Raw genomic sequence first — 16317 nt, 5'->3', positions numbered from 1 at the left:
TTGTAAAAATAAAATGAATAGGATATATTAAATAACAATAAATGTAATTGTTACAAAAGCAAAGAAAAGGACACGAGTTATTTTAAACGGTTATACAGAGAAGGAAGGAAAGCTGAGAACTTCCTAACGCAGTAAAATAACTTACCACCTTAGAGCTGCACTGGGGAAATCAAGTATCTAGTGCCGTGTAAGCGACGTTATCGCAAAAGAAGCCATTATGTTTTTTGTGATGGGAATCTGGGTGGAACCACGAATATAAGCATATTCGTCCCTATTTACTAGGGATGAATATGCTTTTTTATATTTTATTTCATAATAAGCGAAGAAAAGGACACGAGTTATTTTAAACGGTTATACAGAGAAGGAAGAAAAGCTGAGAACTTCCTAACGCAGTAAAATAACTTACCACCTTAGAGCTGCACTGGGGAAATCAAGTATCTAGTGCCGTGTAAACGACGTTACCGTAAAAGAAGCCATTGTATATTTGCGATGGGAATCTGGGTGGAACCACGGGTAAAAGCACACTCGTCCCTATTTTAGGGATGAGTGTGCTTTTTATTATGAAATGGAGAGATGAAAAATGAAAGAACAGATGATCGAAATTAAATTTCCAGATGGTAGCGTTAAAGAATTTGTGAAAGGCATTACTTTAGAAGAAATTGCTGGGGCAATTAGTAGTAGTTTGAAAAAGAAAGCAGTCGCAGGAAAAGTTAATGATAAGTCTTTTGATTTACGACGAAACATTGAAGAAAGTGCGAAAGTTGAAATCATTACTATGGATTCAGATGAAGGGGTAAAAATTGCAAGACACTCTGCGGCACATATATTAGCGCAAGCTGTAAAAAGAATTTATGGTGATGTAAACCTTGGTGTAGGGCCAGTCATTGAAAATGGATTCTATTATGACATGGATCTTCAAAGTAGTGTAAACGTAGAAGATTTACCGAAAATAGAAAAAGAAATGAAAAATATTATAAATGAAAATGTAAAGATAGAGCGAGTTGAGGTTTCTCGAGAAGAAGCAAAAGAATTGTTTCAAGAAATGAATGATAGTTTGAAATTAGAGCTTTTAGAAGCAATTCCTAATGGGGAAAGTGTAACACTGTATAAACAAGGTGAATTTGTAGATTTATGTAGAGGACCACATTTGCCATCTACTGGTTATTTGAAAGCATTTCAATTAACTCATGTTTCTGGTGCATATTGGCGAGGCGATAGTAACAATCAAGTGCTTCAGCGTATATATGGTGTTGCTTTCTCTTCTCAACAAAAATTAGAAGAGTATTTACATTTTGTTGAGGAGGCCGCAAAGAGAAATCATCGGAAATTAGGTAGTGAACTTGAATTGTTTATGTTTTCGGAAGAGGCTCCGGGAATGCCCTTTTACTTGCCAAAAGGACAGATTATTCGCAATGAATTAGAAGCATTTTTAAGAGAAATTCAAAATGAGTACAATTATCAAGAAGTGCGTACTCCATTTATGATGAATCAAGAATTATGGGAGAAGTCAGGACACTGGGGACATTACAAAGACAATATGTATTTCTCAGAAGTAGATCATAAAAGTTTTGCGTTAAAACCGATGAATTGCCCAGGCCATATGCTTATGTTTAAAAATAAATTACATTCTTATCGTGAATTACCGATTCGTATGTGTGAGTTCGGTCAAGTGCATCGACATGAATTTAGTGGCGCTTTAAACGGATTATTAAGAGTTCGTACTTTCTGCCAAGATGATGCTCATTTATTTGTAACACCAGAACAAATTGAAGATGAAATCAAATCAGTGTTGGCGCAAATTGACTATGTGTATAAAACTTTTGGTTTCGAGTATGAAGTAGAGCTTTCTACTCGTCCAGAAGATTCAATGGGTGATGATAAATTATGGGAGCAAGCAGAATTGGCATTAGAAAATGTATTACAGTCATTAAATTATAAATATAGATTAAATGAAGGTGACGGTGCATTTTACGGTCCGAAAATTGATTTCCATATTAAAGATGCTTTAAATAGAAGTCATCAGTGCGGAACAGTCCAACTTGATTTCCAAATGCCAGAAAAATTTGATTTAAATTATATAGATGAAAATAATGAAAAAAGAAGACCGGTTGTAATCCACCGCGCTGTATTAGGATCTTTAGATCGCTTTTTAGCGATATTAATTGAACACTTTGGAGGCGCGTTCCCAGCGTGGGTGGCACCGGTTCAAGTGAAAGTAATTCCAGTTTCAAATGCAGTGCATGAAAAATATGCAAATAGGATTGTAGATAAATTAGCACAAGCCGGAATTCGTGTCGAACGAGATATACGAGATGAAAAGTTAGGATATAAAATTAGAGAAGCGCAAATGCAAAAAGTTCCGTATGTTCTTGTTATTGGGGATAAGGAAATGGAAAGCGAAGCTGTAAATGTACGGAAATATGGTGAAGAGAAGTCAGAAGTTGTTGAACTAGATGCGTTTGTGGAAAGTATGAAAGAGGAAATTAAAAATAGGAAATAGAGATTGATAATAAAACACACCATTAATATGTAATACTGAATTTAAAGTAATTAAAGATATATTAAATAACAATAACAAACGCAGAGAAGGGATAGCTTAATTGCTATCCCTTCATTTTAATTTCACTATTTAATCCCATTGGTTGAAGAAAGTTGTTGTCTGTATTTATTGAGTGAATTCGTCGCTTTTGTACTCCAAAATATCACCTGGTTGACAATCTAAAGTCTTACATATCGCTTCTAATGTTGAAAAACGAACCGCTTTTGCTTTCCCATTTTTCAGAATGGAAAGATTCGCCATCGTAATCCCAACCCTCTCCGAAAGCTCCGTTACGCTCATTTTTCGTTTTGCTAACATCACATCAATATTAATAATAATTGCCATATTCTCCACCTCAGACCGTTAAATCATTTTCTGATTTTATATTAATAGCTTCTTGTAAAAGCCTTTGGAGAACAGCAGCAAAAACGGCGATCACCATAGAGGCGAAAATGATGGTCAATCCGATTGGTATGAAACTTGGAGGATCAATTTTTTTTGCCATGAGATAGTAGAGTGGCATACCTAGCAAGTACAAGGTACTGATCGTGATGGCACAGTATTTTATATTCTTTAAAGCCTTTACCGATAATTCCGAGAACGCTTGGTTCTTATCAATATAGCTTAAAAGTTTAAAAGCTTGATACAGAGCAAAGTAAAAAGGTATCACTGCCGCGTACATATCGATTAAAACGAGAGATTTCATATAAGCAATATCTGGATACAATTCTCCAGCAAAATTCCCAATCTTAGGCACCAAAAATATGCACAATGCAAGAACTGGGAATCCTATAAAAGTAATAGCTAGCTTTAAAAAGAGTGTCGTAACTTGTTTCATAAAAAGCACCTCACTTATGTAATAACAACATGATTTTATCATGTTATTTATCGTTTCGCAATAAAAATGTATTGTTTTTTATTTCATTATTATTGTTATTGAAATATCTTTTGAATTTTGATAACAATAAAAAGCATTTCTCATTCCAAAGAAATGCTCTTATGAAGTGGTTTGTTTTTTTAACCTTACAAAAATGTAAGGTAAATGTAAGGGAAATCGAATGAAAGGATTTTAGAAAAGTGAGAATATTAAGCAGAGAAATCGTTTGTATTTCTTATGTATCTCAATCTGCATTTGGAAAATTTAAAAATTCTTAAGAATTTTTATGAGAAAAATATAAGAAATATATGGGAAATTTATACTATACAAAAGGGATGGAGTGAAAGAGATGTCAACAAATGTAGTTACTGTGGAAAGTGTAGAAAAAACGTATGGAAAAAGAAATGAGAATCAGTCAAAAGCATTAAGGGGTGTTTCATTAAGTATTAAAGAAGGAGAGTTTGTAGGGATTATGGGTCCATCTGGATCCGGTAAAACGACATTACTAAATGTGATCAGTACACTTGATCAAGCGACAGGTGGTAGTGTAACAATAGCTGGCACAAATATTACTTCTATGAAAGGGAATGCATTATCAGATTTTCGTTCTCAAAAATTAGGATTTATTTTTCAAGATTTTAATCTACTAGAAAATTTATCAATTTATGAAAATATCGCTTTACCACTTTCCTTGCAAGGCGTACCATCAAGTGAGATTACTGGAAAAGTAAATGGGGTTGCGACGAAATTAGGGATTACTGAAATTTTAACTAAATATCCGACTGCTGTTTCTGGTGGACAAAAACAAAGAACAGCGGCAGCACGAGCTTTAGTACATAATCCGGCAATCGTATTAGCAGATGAACCGACAGGAGCACTTGATAGTAAAAATGCAAAAAGTTTATTAGAAGCGATGCAAGATTTACATGAAAATCACAATGTAAGTATTTTGATGGTAACACACGATGCATTTAGTGCGAGCTATTGTGAACGTATTTTATTTATACAGGATGGACTTCTTTATAAAGAGTTAAAACGTCAAGGAACACGAGGAAATTTCTATCAAGATATTTTAGGTGTGCTTGCCCAAATGGGCTCAGCAACTGAGTTGAAGTAAGGGGGGCGAGACTATGTTATTCAAATTATCACGTCATAGTATGAAAAAAATGTTAAAGGATTATATGGTTTTACTTATTGGTCTAGTCATTAGTATTAGTATTTTTTACATGTTCCAAACGATGGCGATGAATAGTGAATTTACAAAAGATAATAGTCTCATTGGTAGTATTAGGCTCGTCTTTTGGGTTGGTGCAATATTGCTTTCTTTCATTACAGTTTTTTACATCATATATGCCAATTCTTTTTTACTTACATTAAGAAGAAAAGAACTCGGTATGTACATGATGCTTGGAGCGAAAAAGAAAAAAGTAGCGCAATTATTATTTATTGAGACTTTTGGTATGGGGATTGTCAGTATTATTATCGGTATTTTAGTAGGAATAGTACTTGCTAGTGTAGCAGGAAATTTTTTAATGAATGGAATGGAGATTTCAGCAAAAGGTAATTACGCATCTGTGTACACACCAGCTATATTAGTTACATCTATTTTCTTCTTAATATTATTTTTCATTACTGGTTTAATGAATAGTTTCCGATTATTACGTAAAACAGAATTAGAGTTAATACGTGAAGATGAAACGCAAGATGAGGTGAAGAAAAGTAAGACTCGCACTGTTATTATGACAGTACTAGGTGTATTGCTAGTAAGTACAGGATATTATTTTATGGTGAATATAAAAATGTTTGCTGAACTAGGATTTATAATAGCGACAATTGTTACGACAGTAGGAACGTATTTCATTTTTAGCTCGTTGCTCCCACTTTTTGTAATGAAAATTAAAGGAAATAAAAAACGAAATGAAACGGGATTAAATAGTTTTACTTATGCACAGTTACGTTTTCGAGTAACTAGTTTATCGAGGGTACTAGGCACTGTAGCGATGTTAATTGCATTAGGTGCAGGTGCAATGACAGCAGGTATGGCGTTTCAAAAGAATGTAGGCATTATGACAGATTTCTCACGTGTATATGATGTCGTAATTCATGATCCAAATGAGCAAGATAAAGCGGCATTAAAAGAAATGGAAATTGTTGAAGAAAGCAAGTATAAGTATAAAGTAGATGGAGAAGCGGTTTATTATTTACGTAACGACTTAACTGAAAAACCACCACTTATTTCAGATCATTTTGATACAAAGACTTTAAAAGAACCTGCTCGTAAACGTGTGGCTACACCTTTAACTGAACCTGTCTATTCTGCTTTGGAAGCTCCTGAAGTAGCGAATAAGCTTCCTCGTATGCCAAAAGATTGGGAAGATGCGGTTGTAAGAGAGATACAAATTACACATAATCAATTTAACGGAAAACCGGTAAGAATTGCAGATGAAGAGCATTACAAAGGAATTCAAGGAACAGAACATACTGTAACATTAGCAAAAGTAGATGATATGAAAAAATATAAACCATTGTTGCTCGATATAGATAAGAGACAAAAAGAATTAATTGAAAAAACAACAGGCGCAAAAGTAGAACTATATACGAAAATGACAATTTATCAGTTCATGAACAGTTTCATGAGCGGAACAATGTTTATGGGGTTTTTCCTTGGAATTGCGTTTTTAGCAATGATGGCGAGTTCTCTTATGTTCAAAATATTAACAGGCGCTTCTCGTGATGTACGCCGTTATGAAATGCTACGAAAAATCGGTGTGAGACGTAGTATGTTAACAAAAAGTATATATAAAGAAATTTCATATTTATTTATCTTCCCAGCAATTATTGGAATTTCCCACGTGTTAGTAGGGCTTAACTTATTCAGCTTTATATTAGTTGACCCGTTTGTAAAAGTGTGGATGCCAATAGGAATCTTCATAGTAATTTATTTCATTTATTATTGGATTACTGTCCAACTTTATAAAGGTATGGTAATGCCGAAAGAGGAAGTTGTGAAATAAAACAGTTTAATGGAAAAGTCCTTGTATGAAAACAAGGGCTTTTTTAATAGTATGTTCTTTATAAAGAAGGAAAAGATTGGATAATGGTCGAAAAATATAATATGACTTCCGAGAAATGACGGAAATCGATATGTTTTGTCGAGAGAAAGGGTATCTCCTTACAAGGTATAGGTACTATACATGAATTTCATTTCTGAATATTCATTTAAATAGAAGGGGTAATAGTTATGTTCATTCGAATTGGTAAGTGGTGTGGGGTTACATGTTTACAATTATTTGCGGCGCTTATTTGTATTCTATTTTTAGGGGCACTACCGCGTTTATTTAAGGGATTACAAATTGATTTAATCGGTTTTTGGAACACAGTTGTGTTTCTTGGAGAGAAGTTACTTCAACCAGGTGAAATTACGTATGGATTTCGGAATTCAAGAAAGTTATTTCCACAAATATGGATTCATTATGTAGAGACAATGTTTGTATTTATTTCGGCATTTATACTATCTTTACTCATTGCGTATCTTATCGTTGTGTGGGTATTACAGCGCTCTCAATCAAAGCAACGTATGTGGAATGGGATTTTCGTCGCACTTGAAAGTATTCCGGACATTTTATTAATTTTATTATCTCAACTTCTAGTAGTAATAATCTTTCAAAAGACAGGTTTTATGCCAGTGAAATTTGCAGGACTTGGAGAGGAAAGGGCTCGCCTGTTACCAATAATATGTCTTACTTTACCTACAACATTATTATTTATTAAGTTACTACTATTACGTTTCAGAGAAGAATTAGAGAAAGATTATAGTATATTTGCTAAGAGTAAAGGGCTAAGTTTAAGACATATTTTGACGCACCATATTTCAAGAAATGTCCTGTTAACAACAGTCTATTATGCAAAAACGAATATTTTATTTATGTTATCAAACTTATATATTATTGAATGGCTGTTTAATACGTACGGTATGTTCGTTTTCGTGAAAGAAAATTCAAAATTAGAAATATTTACAGTGAGTTTAGTTTTATTATACGTACCGCTTTTTATACTATTTCGTTTATTACATACGCTTTTACAAAATGTTATAAAGGAGCGTGTGTAACATGTGGCAAGTTGTAAAAAGAGATGTGAGATTTTGGCTAGGTGTTACTTTTTTGAGTGTACTAATGATTGTTAGTATTGGAAATACGCTGTTTTTCGATGGGAATATTCGTGAACTAACGATGATGTATAACGAAAAAGGAGAATTAGACGCTGCTCCGTTTTCACCGTCGAGTAAATTTTGGTTTGGAACTGATGAGAAAGGCCGTGACCTGTTCCAGTTAATAATAGAAGGAGCGAAATGGACAGTTGGTGCAAGTGTCGTTATCGCAGTTTTACGTGTAGTAATTGGAGGAGCTATTGGTTTATTACTTGGTATGTACAGTAAACGCTCATTTCCAGTAATCTCATCTTTTTTTGATCCGTTTAGTATTGTACCAATGATTATGATTTCCTATTTTATGTTAAATGCAGTTTTAATGTTCGAAAGTGGAGAGGCTGCTGCTCCGTTTCATTTACGGGTTGCGTTTCAAATTATAGTTCTTGCGTGCCTTGCTGTACCGACTGTTATGTTGTACGTGGCGCAAGAAGTAAAACGTATTAAGAATGAAGAATTTATGTTGGCGGCCACTGTGCTAGGCGGAAGTAAGTGGCAGAGGTTGAGACGCCATGTATGGCCGCATATGTTACCATCATTTCTTTTATTAGTAGCCCAGCAATTTGTAAGTACTTTATTACTCCTCTTGCATCTTGGTTTGTTGCGATTGTTTTTTGGCGGAACAATAATTTTTGGCGGTATAGATGCAGATAGTGTAACAAAAGAGTGGACAGGGTTAATTGGTCAAAACTTCCGTCACTTAACTACTCATACATGGATTGTACTTATACCAATCGCTTTCTATAGTATGACAATTTTGTCAGGAAATCTTATTAGTAATAGTATGCAAGATGCGATTAAATTAGGAAATGTTAGAAGAGCGAAACAGAAGAAGGAAGAGGTGAAAGTAGAGAAACAAATACAGCCTACCGTGAATGATTTTTCATTTCATAGAGAGGTACAAAAATAAAGAAAGATAGCTGAAGACAAATTGTTTTCAGCTATCTTTTTTGTTTAAAGTGGTGGTAAATCAATCTTACCTTCTTCAAATAATTCCTTTATCATATGTTTCGTATAACCAGCTGCTTGACCAAATGTGATTTTTGCTGGCATTGGTGCTTCATTTACATCTACTACTACATCAATAATACATGGTTTATTTTGTTTTACTGCGTTTTCAAAAGCGGGGAGTAGTTCATCTAAATTTTCAACTCGATATCCAATACCACCGCAAGCCTCTGCGTATTTTGCAAAATCAGGATTCGTTAAGTCTGTACCAAATTCAATATTTCCCATAACTTCTTGTTCAAATTTAATCATAGCAATTTTATTATTGTTTAATACAACGACAACGATTGGCAGTTTATATTTAACAGCTGTTACGAAGTCATTCATTGTCATTCCGAATCCGCCGTCACCACAAACTGCAAACACTTGTTTATCTGGGAAAGCAATTTGTCCAGCAAGTGCACCAGGTAAACCACAGCCAAGTGTTGCAAGCCAACTAGAAATGATAAATTTCTGGTTTGTCATACGGAAGTGCCTTGCAGTCCATACTGTTACATTTCCGACATCGACTGAAAGAATTGCGTCATCTTCTGCTACTTTCTGCAGTGCATGCATAACTCGTTGTGGTTTAATTGGAGTAGAAGAATCTTCTTCTTGAGTGTGTAATTTTTCTTCCCACTTTTTCATCATTTCTTGATGATGCTCTAAGAAGGAATGATCCTCGTGTTTTTCTACATTTTCAATTAACCATTTTAATGTTTTATCAGCATCACCAGCTAAGCCGATATCTGTCGTATAACGTTTCCCAATTTGTGCAGGGTCTGTATCAATATGAAGTGTTTTTGCTTTTTCGGGTAAGAAACCAGTGAACGGATAAGAAGTACCAACCATAATTAAAGTATCTGCATGCTTCATTGCTTCATAAGAAGGTTTCGTCCCGATTAATCCTAATCCACCGATACAAAGAGGGTGTTCATCAGGAACAATCCCTTTAGCTGGTAATGTAAGTACGATTGGAGCACCGATATGTTCTGCAAATGCAAGTAAAGACTCTCTCGCATGTTTAGCTCCTTTTCCGGCTAAAATAACAGGTTTTTTCGCTTCATTAAGTGCGAGTTTCGCTACAGCTAAATCTTCTTCTTGCGGAAATATTTCTGGTAATGTAAAGGAAGAGTTTGTAATGCGCGCACCATTTTTCACTTCAAATTTTGGAACATCATCTGGAATTGTAAGAACAGAGACACCTTTTTTTGTATATGCCATTCGAATCGCTTGATTCACTACAGCAGGTAACTGTTCAGCTGACATTATTCGTTGGTTATAAACCGCAACGTCATCAAACATTCTTTCTAAGTTTACTTCTTGGAAAAAATCCGTTCCGAGTAAATCGCTTTCTACTTGTCCTGAAATTGCTAGTACAGGAGCTTGATCGAGTTTTGCATCGTATAAACCATTTAATAAATGAATCGCTCCAGGTCCTGCAATAGCCATACAAACACCAAGTTTTCCTGTTAATTTCGCATATGCTGCCGCTGCTAATGCGCCAGCTTCTTCATGGCGAACTTGAATAAATTTAATTTTATCTTGTTTTTTCCTTAAAGCTTCAATTATAGAATTGATGGAATCTCCAGGCATACCATATATGTGTTCTACACCCCAGTCAATTAAAAGATCCACTAATGCTTCACCGGCTGTTTTTCCAAACATAATCGTTCCTCCTTATAATAGGTAGATACTATTATGTTTTGGAGAAAAAGGGAAAATATACAAATGATATAACTTATTTGTTTTAATGATGTCCAGTGAAAAGAGTGAAGGCTGTTATTAGTAAAAATCCACTAATAGACCACGATAGAAACGGAAGGAGAGATAGCTGTTTTTTTGCTTTCCAAAGCATTTCGTGAATTGTGACATAGCCAAGAGAACCAATTGCGCTTCCCATAATAAGTCCTTGTAAATGGAGCGCTTTCCCGTCCATCATAATGCCAAAAACAGTACCGGTACCTAGGATAAGAGAAAGTAATAAAGTTGTTAATAAAAATGAAATATATTTATGTTTTGTAAAAAGAAATGGAATAATTAAAGCTAACCCTTCTGGAATATGGTGAATGACAATCGCAAGTAAGAAAGGGATGGCAGAGTCATTATGATTTATAAAAGCTGTACCTAACGCAAACCCACTCGGCATATTATGAATGAATATAGCAAAAGAAAGAAAAAGGAAGGTTTGCCATGCTTGTTGATCTTTCTTATGTATAATCGGATGATGACAATAGTTATCTAATAAGCTCATAACTAAAATACCGATAGCTATACCGAGCATAGGCCCAATTATTTCATAGCTTGAAAATGTTTCAGGAATAATTTCAAGTGATAAAAGCCCAAGCAAAATCCCACCACATAATGCGTATAAGCGATGCATCTTTTCTTCAATTAGTTGGCGTGTTGCTACTCCAACAGCACCTCCTAATAGTAATCCACCGAACGAAAAAAACGTAACGATTATAGGAATCCATAAACGTTCCATATCATCACACTCCAATTCTATCCCCTTGTTTTCAGCTTACTAATGGGGGAGGGAGATTAGTCCAAATTATTATGACTAATTATAGAGAAAAAACTGTAAATTCATTATAATTTATATATTAAAATGAAATGGGGAATGTAAGTGCAAACAAAATGGAACTTATCTGAATATAAAAATCCAAAACGATATGATATAGAAAATAAAAGTTTTTCAGATTTTCCGTTTTTACTATCATGGGCGCAAAAACTAAATATACAAAATGAATGGATTTTAGATATTGCATGTGGAACAGGGAGAGTCACTATTCCTTTTATCGAAAAAGGGTATCAAATGATTGGTATAGATATACATGAAGGAATGCTTGCTGAAGCGAAGAGTAAATCTGCGAGTTTAAAGAATATAAAGTGGTTACAGCAAGACTGCTTGCAATTGAGCGTCGAAGAAGCAATTCCGTTAGCATTTATGGTAGGACATGGATTCCAACATTTTCTTACTAATACACATCAAAATCAATTATTAGCATCGATTCATAATGTAATAACTGATAATGGTATATTCATATTTGATACACGTTTTCCGTCAAAGGAAGAATTAATACAACCATCTACAGAAGAATATTGGACAACTATTACAGATGAAAAGGGAAGAAGATGTGATTTATATACTGAGATGAATTATGATTCAATTCAACAAATACAGCACTACATAACAACAAGAAGGTTTTATGAGGAGGATACGCTAGTAGAGGAACTGAAAACAACAATAGATCTTCGGTATACGTATCCGCAAGAATTAGAAAGATTACTTGTAGCGAATGGGTTTGAATTGTTACAGATATACAATGATTGGGAGGGGAATGAGTTGCAGGGGGATTGTTATTCTATGGTGGTAGTTTGCCAGAAGAAAAGATAGGGATGCTGATTGTTATATAGTAAGTTATTAGAAAAAATGATCAAACTGTATTTCACATTAACAATAGACTATGTGTCTTTGTTTTAATTGTAAGGAAGAATAAGAGGAGCTGCAGTGGAGTGCTATGGTGGGGACTGTGTATAAAGAAAATGAAGGGTAAGGTCATAATCAAATGTTGTTTACTGAGCCATTAGAGTTTTATATAATATACAAATAAATAAAACTGGATGGTTGCCAGTTTAGAGGGACATAAAAAAATGTCCTGGTATTTAGATAATGTTTATGAGTTAAATAAAGAAAAACGAATGTAATAAAAATTTACTATACTAACTTTATGGAGAGTAATGTTATGAAAGCAAAAAAAATACTTGAAACACTAGATAGGTACGCGGAGGAGTTTGATTTTCCAGTACTTGATAACTATAATTTTGACTTAGCACAATCCAGGATATCTGTTTTTCGAGAGGAAGGCAAGTGGCTCATTGTATTTGAGGTTGTGGGCGTTGATGCAAACCTTGAGATATCGAATAACTTCTATGTGTATAGTAATAGCATGAGACAGCAAGGATTCTTTTCATGTTTCGATGAAATCTTAACGCTTGTAAATGAAGAATATTGGTACGATGATGAAGATCATTTCCTTGTAGATCCTTTTCATATGGAGTTACTTTTGAAAGGAGAACGTATCACTTTAACACCAACTGTAGAAGAGTATAAGCGTTTAGGAATTGAAACAGATTCATTTCATCCTACCAAACTTATTCGTTTTTTAACTTCTAAATATAAGGAGAAATTCTGGGTAAATCCCTCGGACATATTAGATGAAACCAATGCAGAATTTAAACCAAATCTATTTTATCAAACAGAAGAATGGGAACATCCTGATATAAGTGATGATCAAAAACCGAGTGAGAGCATATTCTTTCAAAGTTTAGCTAAAGCGATTGAATTAAATAATGTGAATTTGATAACTGTAGGGAAAGTAAATAATGATTGGACCAAGTGGACATGGAGTGATTTTGAAAAACAAGAAGAGGATGACATTTAAATAAGAAACTGTTTTTCCCCACCTATGATACATTGAAGCATTTGTAACATTATTTTATCAGTAAAGCCATGTATGAACTTCGCTTTCACATCTAAATCATTTGAGTTGAACAATCGTATTAGTTATTACTAATATGTGTGTCAAAATATTTTTAAAAAAGATAGATAAATGTTTCTTCGCTTTATTTTTAATGTGAGAAGGAATGTAAATAATGAACAAAAAAATAATATAGTTAGTGGCAGCGAAGGAAATGTTATAGTGTTTGATGCACACATTAAGAGGTTTTATGTCACAGGAAAGAGAAGCTTTTTGTTTGAATTTCAGGGTATACAAAATGTAAACGTTGACTGGGATTTATTTCTCATGCTAACATATAGATAATTTAATCAAGGCGGTGGAAATGTATTGGACTCAGATGTTGACTCGGATAGGTGGCTAAATGACCTCGATTTTCTCAGAGTACCCCTCATCATTTTGAGAATGTAGATTTTATACAATCTCATGTCAATGTGTATGAAGTAGGTCTGGAAAGAGAAAATATATCAGGAGGTGAATCCTTTAGTTTCAAGGAAGCTAAGGGAATTAGTTGGACATATTTAATTTAATCATGGTAGTGGTTTTAATCGCATGTACTGCATTTTTCGTAGCAATTGAGTTTGCTATTGTAAAAGTAAGAGGATCAAAGATTGATCAATTTGTATTAGAAGGAAAGAAAGGTGCGCTGGCAGCTAAGAAAGTGACATCAAACTTGGATGAGTATTTGTCAGCTTGTCAATTAGGGATTACAGTTACAGCAATGGGACTCGGGGCACTAGGTGAACCAACGATTGAGAGACTTTTACATCCTTTATTTGATAAGTGGAACATCAATCCTTCCATTGCAGGTGTATTATCTTTAGGAATTGCTTTTACTATTATGACGTACTTACATGTTGTAGTTGGTGAATTAGCACCAAAAACATTCGCGATTCAAAAGGCTGAGAAGGTTACTTTATTACTTTCGGCTCCGCTTATCTGGTTCTACAAAATCATGTATCCGTTTATTCGCTTGTTAAATGGCTCTGCAAGGATGATAACAGGAATGTTCGGCTTAAAACCTGCATCAGAGCATGATGTAGCACATACTGAAGAAGAATTACGATTGATTCTTTCTGAAAGTTATGAACGTGGAGAAATTAATCAAGCTGAATACAAATATGTAAATAATATTTTTGAATTTGATAATCGTATTGCGAAAGAAATCATGGTCCCTCGTACAGAAATTATAGGGCTACATGTAGATAATTCTTTAGCAGACCATATGAAAATAATCCGTGATGAAAAGTATACACGTTACCCAGTATTTGGGGAAGATAAAGATGAAATCATTGGCATGGTGAATGTGAAAGACTTCTTTATTCGTTATATGAATAAGGAAACAAAAGAATTCAATTCTATTCAATCGTATACGCGTCCAGTAATTGAAGTAATTGAGACCATACCAATACATAATCTTTTACTACAAATGCAAAAGAAACGTATTCCGTTGGCTGTGTTATATGATGAATACGGCGGTACGGCTGGTATTGTAACCATTGAGGATATTCTGGAAGAGATTGTAGGAGAAATCCGTGATGAATATGATGAAGATGAGCGTCCGCCAATCCAGCAAATGAATGAAGGGCATCTTGTCGTAGAAGGTAAAGTATTAATTAGCGAATTAAATGATTTACTAGGATTACATATGAATGATAGTGATGTTGACACGATTGGTGGTTGGATTCTGATGCAGAATTATGATATCCAGGAAGGGCAAACAGTAAATAGCGAAGGATATGCATTTAAAATTCTTTCTAAAGACCCTCACCAAATCAAACGTGTTGAAATACAAAAAGAAATGTTGGAAGCAGCAACTGTATAGTTGCTGCTTTTTATTCAGCTGATAACATGGTAGCCATCCTCATTAAATTCATTGATTGATCAACTCTTTACCTGTTAACACATTACCGAAATAGGGAATGATTGTTTCCTTTGCATTCTAGGTTCAACACCCCTTCGATATTGTAAAATGTATCTCATTTATACAAATTGTAATATAATTTACATGTAAATTCGTAGCGTAAAATAGATTAAAAGCAACAAATGTTGAGAAAGGATGCCCTTGTCAAAATTAGTATTTGTATTTCACTAGATAATAAAAAATGTAGAATGATTTTATTTCTGACATTGTTATTTAATAGTAATCAAAATACAAAATAAAGAATTTTCTCGGCTGGAAATTGTTACACACTCATAAAATGGAGGCAATAGTTATGCAGCAAATTAAAAAAATAGGAAACTCATTTTGGTATATGACACCTGTTTCCGAGACTGATAGACCTATCTTAGGAATGGTAGTTGGAAAAGAAAAGACTTTGATGATAGATGCAGGTAATTCAGAAGCACATACACAATTGTTTTTAGAAATGCTAAAAGAGCAAAATATCTCAAATCCTGATTTTGTAGCATTAACGCATTGGCACTGGGATCATATTTTTGGATTGCCTGTATTACAAAATGCATTGTCTATCGCACATTTTGAAACAAAAAAAGAGATGAACACACTTGTTTCTTATGAGTGGTCGGATGAGGCATTGGACGCACGAGTGAAAGAAGGTATAGAAATTGAATTTTGTGCGGACTGTATAAAAAAAGAGTTCAGTGAAAAACCAAGAAATATTCAAATTCTTCCGCCGTCCTTAACCTTTCAGAAACAACTTGAATTAGACCTTGGTGATGTGACATGTGTGTTAGAGCATGTGGGCGGAGACCATTCACATGACTCTGTTGTTATTTATATTAAAGAAGAAAAGATTTTGTTTTTAGGAGACTGTATATATGCAGATATCTTTTCTGCAAAGCGGAACTATACAACGAAACGAACGTTTAAACTGATACAAGAATTAGAGAAATTTGATGCCGAGACCTATATTCTTTCACATGGGGAAGCTATAGATCGAAATGAATTTTTACGAGAGATTCGTTTATTAAAAACAGTAGGAACTTATACGGAAACTCATAAAGGCGATGAAGAGAAGATAAAGGCAGCATATAAACAAGAACTAGATAGAGAATTAAATGAAGATGAGCTAGAAACAATAACGTACTTTGTAAATGGTTATGAAATGGTTAATCTGTAAAACCTAACTCTAAATCAATTGATGCTTGTTCTGACCAAATGCAATGTAACTGCACAAAAAGAGTATTGAAAATTAATTCAATACTCTTTTTAATAATTAAATAT

The 16317-nt window shown here is 34.1% G+C and carries 13 protein-coding genes, 1 pseudogene and 2 other annotated features; of the genes and pseudogenes, 9 read left to right on the top strand and 5 right to left on the bottom strand.

The window, feature by feature from the left end:
• The first annotated feature begins 52 nt into the window (after positions 1–52).
• Positions 53–276: a binding site (T-box leader), on the top strand.
• A gap of 37 nt (positions 277–313) precedes the next feature.
• Positions 314–536: a binding site (T-box leader), on the top strand.
• 44 nt (positions 537–580) lie between these two features.
• Positions 581–2500, top strand: coding sequence for a threonine--tRNA ligase (gene thrS / locus B5P40_RS16780; protein WP_113709495.1), 1920 nt, complete (start codon positions 581–583; stop codon positions 2498–2500).
• A 165-nt stretch (positions 2501–2665) separates the two neighbouring features.
• On the opposite strand, the gene B5P40_RS16775 is transcribed toward thrS, so the two are convergent.
• Together B5P40_RS16775 and B5P40_RS16770 are read right to left on the bottom strand one after the other, a co-directional pair.
• Complete coding sequence (locus B5P40_RS16775) at positions 2666–2884, bottom strand: helix-turn-helix domain-containing protein (RefSeq protein ID WP_002141696.1); 219 nt, start codon at positions 2882–2884, stop codon at positions 2666–2668.
• A gap of 10 nt (positions 2885–2894) precedes the next feature.
• Positions 2895–3377: a DUF2975 domain-containing protein gene (locus B5P40_RS16770; protein ID WP_016102056.1), complete on the bottom strand. Its 483-nt coding sequence runs from the start codon at positions 3375–3377 to the stop codon at positions 2895–2897.
• Between the two features lie 388 nt (positions 3378–3765).
• On the opposite strand from B5P40_RS16770, the gene B5P40_RS16765 reads away from it, so the two are divergent.
• The 4 genes from B5P40_RS16765 to B5P40_RS16750 all read left to right on the top strand — a co-directional run bounded on the left by B5P40_RS16765 (position 3766) and on the right by B5P40_RS16750 (position 8530).
• On the top strand, positions 3766–4533 hold the full coding sequence (locus tag B5P40_RS16765) for an ABC transporter ATP-binding protein (protein ID WP_113709494.1): 768 nt from the start codon (positions 3766–3768) through the stop codon (positions 4531–4533).
• A 13-nt stretch (positions 4534–4546) separates the two neighbouring features.
• Complete coding sequence (locus B5P40_RS16760) at positions 4547–6430, top strand: ABC transporter permease (RefSeq protein ID WP_002168431.1); 1884 nt, start codon at positions 4547–4549, stop codon at positions 6428–6430.
• A gap of 227 nt (positions 6431–6657) precedes the next feature.
• On the top strand, positions 6658–7524 hold the full coding sequence (locus tag B5P40_RS16755; RefSeq protein ID WP_002031892.1) for an ABC transporter permease subunit: 867 nt from the start codon (positions 6658–6660) through the stop codon (positions 7522–7524).
• A 1-nt stretch (position 7525) separates the two neighbouring features.
• The gene (locus B5P40_RS16750; protein ID WP_113709493.1) at positions 7526–8530 is read left to right on the top strand and encodes an ABC transporter permease; all 1005 of its coding nucleotides are present in this window, start codon (positions 7526–7528) and stop codon (positions 8528–8530) included.
• 44 nt (positions 8531–8574) lie between these two features.
• Here B5P40_RS16750 and B5P40_RS16745 read toward each other — a convergent pair whose 3' ends face one another.
• Positions 8575–10275 carry a pyruvate oxidase gene (locus tag B5P40_RS16745; protein ID WP_113709492.1) on the bottom strand — a complete coding sequence of 567 codons (1701 nt, stop codon included), beginning with the start codon at positions 10273–10275 and terminating at the stop codon, positions 8575–8577.
• 82 nt (positions 10276–10357) lie between these two features.
• The gene (locus B5P40_RS16740) at positions 10358–11095 is read right to left on the bottom strand and encodes a ZIP family metal transporter (protein ID WP_088292253.1); all 738 of its coding nucleotides are present in this window, start codon (positions 11093–11095) and stop codon (positions 10358–10360) included.
• A 141-nt stretch (positions 11096–11236) separates the two neighbouring features.
• Here B5P40_RS16740 and B5P40_RS16735 point away from each other — a divergent pair, with 141 nt between their 5' ends.
• Entirely contained in the window at positions 11237–12007 is a 771-nt protein-coding gene (locus B5P40_RS16735) for a class I SAM-dependent methyltransferase (RefSeq protein WP_113709491.1), read from the top strand.
• Between the two features lie 349 nt (positions 12008–12356).
• Positions 12357–13055, top strand: a complete 699-nt coding sequence (locus tag B5P40_RS33515) for a DUF7003 family protein (RefSeq protein ID WP_242473741.1) — start codon at positions 12357–12359, stop codon at positions 13053–13055.
• A gap of 11 nt (positions 13056–13066) precedes the next feature.
• On the opposite strand, the pseudogene B5P40_RS34375 reads toward B5P40_RS33515, so the two are convergent.
• Positions 13067–13168 (bottom strand): annotated as a pseudogene (locus B5P40_RS34375) (ArsR/SmtB family transcription factor); the annotation flags it as partial.
• A 473-nt stretch (positions 13169–13641) separates the two neighbouring features.
• Between B5P40_RS34375 and B5P40_RS16715 the strand changes: the two are divergent.
• Positions 13642–14955 carry a hemolysin family protein gene (locus B5P40_RS16715; RefSeq protein WP_016092639.1) on the top strand — a complete coding sequence of 438 codons (1314 nt, stop codon included), beginning with the start codon at positions 13642–13644 and terminating at the stop codon, positions 14953–14955.
• A gap of 376 nt (positions 14956–15331) precedes the next feature.
• Complete coding sequence (locus B5P40_RS16710) at positions 15332–16213, top strand: MBL fold metallo-hydrolase (protein ID WP_113709490.1); 882 nt, start codon at positions 15332–15334, stop codon at positions 16211–16213.
• Positions 16214–16317: the final 104 nt, after the last annotated feature.

The sequence above is a fragment of the Bacillus sp. SRB_8 genome, assembly GCF_003264205.1.
GTDB classification, from domain to species: domain Bacteria; phylum Bacillota; class Bacilli; order Bacillales; family Bacillaceae_G; genus Bacillus_A; species Bacillus_A mycoides.
The sequence above is the reverse complement of the archived record's forward strand: the minus strand, read 5'-3'. Positions and strand labels throughout refer to the sequence as shown.

Bases quoted from the DNA above. Each gene is read 5' to 3' on its own strand.
- thrS (WP_113709495.1), top strand. From the start codon at position 581: ATGAAAGAACAGATGATCGAAATTAAATTTCCAGATGGTAGCGTTAAA.
- B5P40_RS16775 (WP_002141696.1), bottom strand. From the start codon at position 2,884: ATGGCAATTATTATTAATATTGATGTGATGTTAGCAAAACGAAAAATG.
- B5P40_RS16770 (WP_016102056.1), bottom strand. From the start codon at position 3,377: ATGAAACAAGTTACGACACTCTTTTTAAAGCTAGCTATTACTTTTATA.
- B5P40_RS16765 (WP_113709494.1), top strand. From the start codon at position 3,766: ATGTCAACAAATGTAGTTACTGTGGAAAGTGTAGAAAAAACGTATGGA.
- B5P40_RS16760 (WP_002168431.1), top strand. From the start codon at position 4,547: ATGTTATTCAAATTATCACGTCATAGTATGAAAAAAATGTTAAAGGAT.
- B5P40_RS16755 (WP_002031892.1), top strand. From the start codon at position 6,658: ATGTTCATTCGAATTGGTAAGTGGTGTGGGGTTACATGTTTACAATTA.
- B5P40_RS16750 (WP_113709493.1), top strand. From the start codon at position 7,526: ATGTGGCAAGTTGTAAAAAGAGATGTGAGATTTTGGCTAGGTGTTACT.
- B5P40_RS16745 (WP_113709492.1), bottom strand. From the start codon at position 10,275: ATGTTTGGAAAAACAGCCGGTGAAGCATTAGTGGATCTTTTAATTGAC.
- B5P40_RS16740 (WP_088292253.1), bottom strand. From the start codon at position 11,095: ATGGAACGTTTATGGATTCCTATAATCGTTACGTTTTTTTCGTTCGGT.
- B5P40_RS33515 (WP_242473741.1), top strand. From the start codon at position 12,357: ATGAAAGCAAAAAAAATACTTGAAACACTAGATAGGTACGCGGAGGAG.
- B5P40_RS16710 (WP_113709490.1), top strand. From the start codon at position 15,332: ATGGAGGCAATAGTTATGCAGCAAATTAAAAAAATAGGAAACTCATTT.